Origin of the sequence: Vibrio sp. 10N.222.55.A1 (genome assembly GCF_041473835.1) — a bacterium.
GTDB lineage: Bacteria > Pseudomonadota > Gammaproteobacteria > Enterobacterales > Vibrionaceae > Vibrio > Vibrio crassostreae_C.
Genome location: NZ_JBFRSX010000122.1, coordinates 1 through 6,293, shown reverse-complemented (window position 1 = coordinate 6,293; position 6,293 = coordinate 1). Strand labels below are relative to the sequence as shown.

6 protein-coding genes and 4 tRNA genes are annotated in these 6,293 nt (G+C 43.6%); 3 read left to right on the top strand and 7 right to left on the bottom strand.

What is annotated here, in order from left to right; genetic code table 11:
- From AB4493_RS21850 to AB4493_RS21830, 5 genes are all read right to left on the bottom strand, one after another.
- The coding region (locus AB4493_RS21850) for a GTP-binding protein (protein WP_242456805.1) at positions 1 to 142 on the bottom strand (142 nt) is incomplete at its 3' end.
- A gap of 94 nt (positions 143 to 236) precedes the next feature.
- Positions 237 to 312: transfer RNA gene (locus AB4493_RS21845), tRNA-Thr, on the bottom strand.
- Positions 313 to 325: 13 nt separating this feature from the next.
- Positions 326 to 400, bottom strand: a tRNA-Gly gene (locus tag AB4493_RS21840).
- A gap of 39 nt (positions 401 to 439) precedes the next feature.
- A tRNA-Tyr gene (locus AB4493_RS21835) sits at positions 440 to 524 on the bottom strand.
- Between the two features lie 44 nt (positions 525 to 568).
- A tRNA-Thr gene (locus AB4493_RS21830) sits at positions 569 to 644 on the bottom strand.
- Positions 645 to 854: 210 nt separating this feature from the next.
- On the opposite strand from AB4493_RS21830, the gene coaA reads away from it, so the two are divergent.
- The gene (coaA, locus tag AB4493_RS21825) at positions 855 to 1,778 is read left to right on the top strand and encodes a type I pantothenate kinase (protein WP_017062776.1); all 924 of its coding nucleotides are present in this window, start codon (positions 855 to 857) and stop codon (positions 1,776 to 1,778) included.
- A 7-nt stretch (positions 1,779 to 1,785) separates the two neighbouring features.
- Here the strand turns inward: coaA and birA are convergent, their stop codons facing one another.
- A complete protein-coding gene (gene birA / locus AB4493_RS21820; protein ID WP_017059800.1) occupies positions 1,786 to 2,751 on the bottom strand; it encodes a bifunctional biotin--[acetyl-CoA-carboxylase] ligase/biotin operon repressor BirA in 966 nt (321 codons plus the stop codon).
- A complete protein-coding gene (gene murB, locus AB4493_RS21815; protein WP_017059799.1) occupies positions 2,748 to 3,794 on the bottom strand; it encodes a UDP-N-acetylmuramate dehydrogenase in 1,047 nt (348 codons plus the stop codon). The genes birA and murB overlap by 4 nt, the downstream gene beginning before the upstream one ends.
- A 66-nt stretch (positions 3,795 to 3,860) precedes the next feature.
- Between murB and AB4493_RS21810 the strand changes: the two genes are divergently transcribed.
- Both AB4493_RS21810 and pssA read left to right on the top strand, forming a co-directional pair.
- Positions 3,861 to 4,292, top strand: coding sequence for a GNAT family N-acetyltransferase (locus AB4493_RS21810; RefSeq protein ID WP_017059798.1), 432 nt, complete (start codon positions 3,861 to 3,863; stop codon positions 4,290 to 4,292).
- A gap of 91 nt (positions 4,293 to 4,383) precedes the next feature.
- Positions 4,384 to 5,724, top strand: a complete 1,341-nt coding sequence (pssA, locus tag AB4493_RS21805; RefSeq protein WP_029235079.1) for a CDP-diacylglycerol--serine O-phosphatidyltransferase — start codon at positions 4,384 to 4,386, stop codon at positions 5,722 to 5,724.
- Positions 5,725 to 6,293 lie beyond the last annotated feature (569 nt).

Here is a 6,293-nt window from a genome sequence, read left to right as displayed (position 1 = left end):
CGAAATCTTTAGCAACACCACCGTACACTTTTGCAAGTGTAGTACAGATAGCAGCAGTTAGAGTTGTTTTACCGTGGTCAACGTGGCCGATAGTACCAACGTTTACGTGCGGTTTCGTACGTTCAAATTTTTCTTTAGACATGGGGTGTCCCTCTAGGTACGGATTAGGTGGCTTAAAATAAGACCACGCAACCAAAAAAATGGTTTTCTTTATTAAAGGAGAAGAAGCTTTAGACTGGTGTTAATACCCAGAGTCGAACTGGGGACCTCACCCTTACCAAGGGTGCGCTCTACCGACTGAGCTATATCAGCACACAAAATGAGTTGGAGCGTGCAGCGGGAATCGAACCCGCATCATCAGCTTGGAAGGCTGAGGTAATAGCCATTATACGATGCACGCAACACGTAACTCTGTTTGAGCTATTTAACCTTTAGAATATGGTGGAGAGGGACGGATTCGAACCATCGAAGGCAGTGCCAACAGATTTACAGTCTGCTCCCTTTGGCCACTCGGGAACCTCTCCAAATTTTGAGCTTTCTCTCGCTTGCCTTATAGGAAGGGAGAAAGTGGTGCCGACTACCGGAATCGAACTGGTGACCTACTGATTACAAGTCAGTTGCTCTACCTACTGAGCTAAGTCGGCACAAGTGGGGCGCATTTTATTGAATGATTTTCCACCTTGCAATAGTAAATTGAAAAAAAGTGCAAAATTCTCTGACCAAACTCCTACATACGGCTATTTAGCTCAAGGTTTACGTCTTTAACCCGCATCTAGTACAGGAAGATATTTTATTTATCTATCGCTTGATGTATTTTCCATGCACTTGTTTTGTTATCCACTATAGAGTTTTGTATGAGCCCATTTATGTCATTTGACCGCGAACGTTGGTCTGAGCTAAGGAATTTAGTTCCGATGACACTTTCTGAGAGCGACTTAAAAGAGCTTCAAGGCATCAATGAAAAGCTCACAATGGAAGAGGCAGTAGAGATCTATCTACCGCTATCTCGTCTATTGAACCTCTATGTGGCAGCCAGACAGAATAGAAACTCGGTACTCCACCAATTTCTAGATAAGAAAGAGAAAGCGCCACCTTTTATCATCGGTATTGCGGGTAGCGTAGCTGTTGGCAAAAGTACCACTGCGCGTCTGCTTAAAGCCCTACTCTCTCGCTGGGAAAACCACCCAAAAGTTGAACTAGTGACAACCGATGGCTTTTTATATCCAAACGAGGTGTTAAAAGAGAAAGGGTTGATGAGCAAAAAGGGCTTTCCTGAATCTTACGATATCAAGCGTTTAGTGAACTTTGTTTCGGATGTAAAAGCTTGCAAGAGAAATGTCACAGCCCCTGTTTACTCGCATCTTACGTACAATATTACTGATGACGTTAAGTGCGTCGACCTACCAGATGTGCTTATTATTGAAGGGCTTAATGTTTTACAAACCGGAATGAATTATCCACACGAGCCACATCGCGTGTTTATTTCAGACTTCCTTGATTTCTCACTCTATGTTGACGCTGATAGCCAACAAATCAAAGAATGGTACGTCAATCGCTTTATGAAATTCCGCGATGGCGCGTTTACTAAGCCTGGCTCTTACTTTAGTCATTACACTAAATTATCGAACCAAGCCGCATTGGACAAAGCAGAAGGTATCTGGAGTTCAATTAATGGCTTGAACCTTGAACAAAATATCCTTCCGACAAGAGAAAGGGCTCACCTGATTCTACGTAAAGGCGCAGATCATATGGTTGAAGAAGTGTTACTAAGAAAATAGTAACGCCTTAGTCGCCTTTTCTTAGCGATATCTCGCCACCAATATAGCTCTCGACACCATTCTCAGTTTTGAGCAATACAGCACCTTGTTCATCGATGCCTTGAACAACACCTTCAATTTCTCTAGGTCCAATGATCAATCTAACATTGCGACCTAAGAAATTATCCAAGCGGTTCCAACGCTCTAAAAAATTGGACATTCCTTTCAACTCGTAGTCGACAAGTGACTTATCCCAAGCATTGATCAGAGCCTGCGCTAACTGGTTACGGTCTGGCACCTTCCCATCACACACTTCTTTAAGGGAAGTCCATGGCTGGCCAATACCTGATGTTGTTGGATCCATGGATAGGTTTAGCCCTAAACCAATCACAATATGCGCAGCGCCGCCAGACTGTCCTGACAGCTCGACCAAGATACCTGCAAGCTTCTTGTCATTGTGGTAAAGGTCGTTCGGCCATTTAAGCTTTACACCTTCTACGCCCATCTCTTCCAAAGCTTCAACAACAGCTACACCAACCACAAGGCTTAAGCCCATTGCGGCAGCCATCCCCGCGTCGAGTCTCCAATACATTGAAAGATAGAGGTTTGCACCAAATGGTGATACCCACTCTCGTCCACGGCGTCCACGACCCGCAGCTTGATATTCAGCAATACAGACAGAACCCGATTCGAGGGTGTTAGTGCGCTCTAATAGGTGTTGGTTTGTAGAACCTATGATGGGAATGAGTTCAAGAGAAGCATCGCGACTAACTGCAGACAATTTGTCTTGGTCAAGCATATCCAAACGACTGGCTAGTTTGTAACCCTTGCCTTGTACTCGGTAGATATCTAAACCCCACTCTTGAATACCTTTAATGTGCTTACTGATAGCCGCTCGTGATACGCCAATCATTTCACCTAGGTCTTCACCTGAATGAAACTCACCGTCAGCAAGACATCTCAATAGTGCAAGCTTGGTACTGTGCTCTCTCATGCCAATGACTCCAAAGCCTTATCCAAGTTTGTCTCGCAGTCTCGTCCCATAAAGCGCACTTCATGTTCCAATCGAATATCGAATTTATTCAAAACGGACTGGCGCACTCGCTCTGCAAGCTTAAGGATATCCACAGCAGAAGCCTCATCATAATTGATAATAACCAATGCTTGGTTGGGGTGAACCTGAGCGCCACCTTCTGTCACACCCTTGAACTGGCATTGATCAATCAGCCAGCCAGCAGCAACTTTGATCATGTCATTACTCTCATAACCAACCATATTTGGATATAGAGCTAACAAGCGATCAAAATGATCTTTGGTGATCACAGGGTTTTTGAAGAAGCTACCCGCATTCCCTTGTACTCTAGGGTCTGGCAGCTTACTTGAACGGATAGCACACACTTCATCAAATATAGTGCGAGGGGAGAGCGTATCGGCTGCTAGGCTTTTTAACGGGCCATAGTGATTGCATGGCTCCCACTCTTTCGGCAACGTTAAACCAATCGCAACAACAATCGCTTTATCGTAGAGAGCGTGTTTGAAAATAGAATCTCGGTAACCAAAGAGACACTCTTCTTTGCTTAATCGCTTAACTGTATAAGTATCCAGACACAGGATATCGACATACTCGCATACGTCTTGTAGCTCAACACCATACGCACCAATATTCTGAATCGGAGCAGAGCCGGAACAGCCGGGTATCATTGCTAGGTTTTCTAGACCACCCAGCCCTTTATCCACACTCCACTCAACCAAGCTTGGCCAATCCTCGCCACCACTCACATGCAGTAGGTGATGACTGTCCGTCTCGGCCAGCTCAATCCCGGCTAATTTATTCACGATGACCAGGCCAGCGAAGTGCTCAGTAAAAAGCATATTACTGCCCTTACCCAGTATTAACTTAGGCAAAGCTGACCATTTAGGGTCTTTGTAAAGCGAAATAAGTTCTTCGGTAGTGGTGACTTCAACCAACGCATCACACGTCTGATCGATGGAAAAAGTATGAACATTTTTTAAACTAGCATTGAGATGGAATTGCATGGCGATATTCAATTAACTTACACTGCGGTCATTCTACAGCAGATAAACCAATGGCGCAGTGACTGAATGAACAATGTCATCATTACTCAATTAGACCCAGTAAAGGTTCCCCTAGTTAAACGTTTCTATAAAGAACATTACCCAACGGGAAAAGCGAATAAGAGTGAACTGATCTATTCGTTATTGCTGAATAACGAACTGTGCGGTGTCGTGCGTTTTCGTACAATAGAAAATAATCGCTTACTTACCGGTATGGCGATATCAAAACAACATCGTGGTCAGCAATTAGGCTCCCAGCTTATGGATTATTGTGCGCAACATACGCTTACGGAAGATGATTACTGCTTTGCGTACGCTCATCTCACCAATTTTTACGCGCGACACAAATTCGTACAAGTAGACCCTAAAGATCTACCAAATGGTTTAAGAGTTTTATACGAGCGCTATTCGAATAGCGGAAAAGATCTCATTCCTATGCATTATCAGCAAAATTGTTAGAGAATGCCTCGATTATCTAGTATTTGGTGCTATCCCTTTGGTAAAATTAAAGGTTCGCAATTTTGCATATTTTTAAGGTAAAACAGTCAATATGATTGCCAGTAGGAATCCATTCATACAGTTGCCAACCATAGCGCAGAATCCTGACAAGTTTGAAGTACTACTATCAGCGCAAGAGTTTCGAACTCGCCTACTTGATGAAATATCTCGCGCAACGACTCGTATTAGTTTAGTCGCTTTGTATCTTGAAGATGATGAGGCTGGCCGTGAGATCCTAACTGCCTTATATGAAGCAAAGCAAAAGAATCCAGAATTAGACGTGAGCGTTTGTGTCGATTGGCACCGGGCGCAGCGTGGATTGATTGGCGCAGAGTCTTCTGAAGGCAATGCAGCCATGTATAAAGAGTTCGCAGAGAAATATCAACATTCTGTGCCTGTCTATGGCATTCCCGTTCGCGGCAAAGAAGTCTTTGGCGTATTGCACTTAAAAGGCTTTATCGTCGATGATAGCGTGATATACAGCGGTGCAAGCCTTAACAATATCTATCTGAATTACCATGACCGCTATCGCTTTGATCGTTACCATGTTTTAAACAATGCAGCTCTTGCTGACTCAATGTTTGCCTACGTACACGAACAGATGGTTGCGGACAGCGCTGTTTATGACCTGGCTGATAAGAACAAGCCTGCGACCAAAGAACTGAAACCAGCGATTCGTCAGTTTCGAGCATCATTGGCAAGGTCTCAGTATCAATTCGAAGGGCAAGAGGTTTCAGCAGAGCAAGTGGCTGTAACACCATTGGTTGGTATCGGTAAAAGACGTAACCGTCTGAATCAGGGAATCAACCAACTCGTCGCTCAAGCTAAAGATGAAATCTTCATCTGCACACCTTACTTCAACTTCCCACCTAGCCTAGCTAAAGAAGTGAAGAAAGCACTTAAGCGTGGCGTAAAGGTCAGCATTGTTGTTGGTGATAAGACAGCGAATGATTTCTTTATCTCACCAGAAGAAGAGTTTAAAACGATTGGTGGTTTGCCATACCTTTACGAACTGAACTTACGCCGTTTCGCTAAAGCGAATGAAGCTCATATTGCTAGCCGTAATCTATCAATTCGACTTTGGCAACACGATTCCAATAGCTTCCACCTAAAGGGCATTTGGGTAGATAAGCGCTACATGCTACTAACAGGTAATAATCTAAATCCACGCGCATGGAAGTTGGATCTAGAGAACGGTATCTTTATCCAAGATAACTACCATCACCTAACAGACAAGTTTCAGGCTGAAGTGGATAACATCCTTCAACACACTCAGCTTATCTGTACTTATAAGCAGTTAGACAAGGTAGAGAGCTACCCGATGGAAGTTCAGAAGTTGATTCGTAAGATCACTCGTGTGAAAGCCGATAGGGTGCTTAAGCAAATACTGTAGTCGATGTATTAGAGACACTATTTATCAACGCCTAGCAAACGCTAGGCGTTTTTGTATCTACGAGATAGCTATTTAGGTTTGTTTGATGGTCTTTCGAATCAACATCTCTATTTATGCATAGTGAGTGTGATAGCTTGAAGTGTTAAGCATCCTACCTTTTCCTTAGTCAGTCTCAGGGTTCCAGATACGTGTATCAGGTATGGTTTAGATAGCAGCTAAACGAGTACCAATACGAACATAATCGACAATTACCCTTTACGTATTCAAGCAATAAAGTCTCACTCCTTAGGGCGAAGTACGTACGCGATAGAGAATTTCACATAGTAAAACAATCAGATTAGTGCTCTGCTCTATTTAGCTTAAGAGTTAGAAGTGACCACCTATATTCCCAAGCAGCACCTCCCGATATATAGAGAAGTACTTCATAGCTAGCGATAAGGATCTACTACTAAAACCCAAAACACATACGCAGGAAACGACGAAAGCCTAGTCGTCAGACTAGGCTTGCTGATATGTGCCGGAATAGCATGAAGTGCAGGGGCTCGGTGTCTTTATACCAATTAAAGTAA

Bases quoted from the DNA above. Each gene is read 5' to 3' on its own strand.
- coaA (WP_017062776.1), top strand. From the start codon at position 855: ATGAGCCCATTTATGTCATTTGACCGCGAACGTTGGTCTGAGCTAAGG.
- AB4493_RS21810 (WP_017059798.1), top strand. From the start codon at position 3,861: ATGAACAATGTCATCATTACTCAATTAGACCCAGTAAAGGTTCCCCTA.
- murB (WP_017059799.1), bottom strand. From the start codon at position 3,794: ATGCAATTCCATCTCAATGCTAGTTTAAAAAATGTTCATACTTTTTCC.
- birA (WP_017059800.1), bottom strand. From the start codon at position 2,751: ATGAGAGAGCACAGTACCAAGCTTGCACTATTGAGATGTCTTGCTGAC.
- pssA (WP_029235079.1), top strand. From the start codon at position 4,384: ATGATTGCCAGTAGGAATCCATTCATACAGTTGCCAACCATAGCGCAG.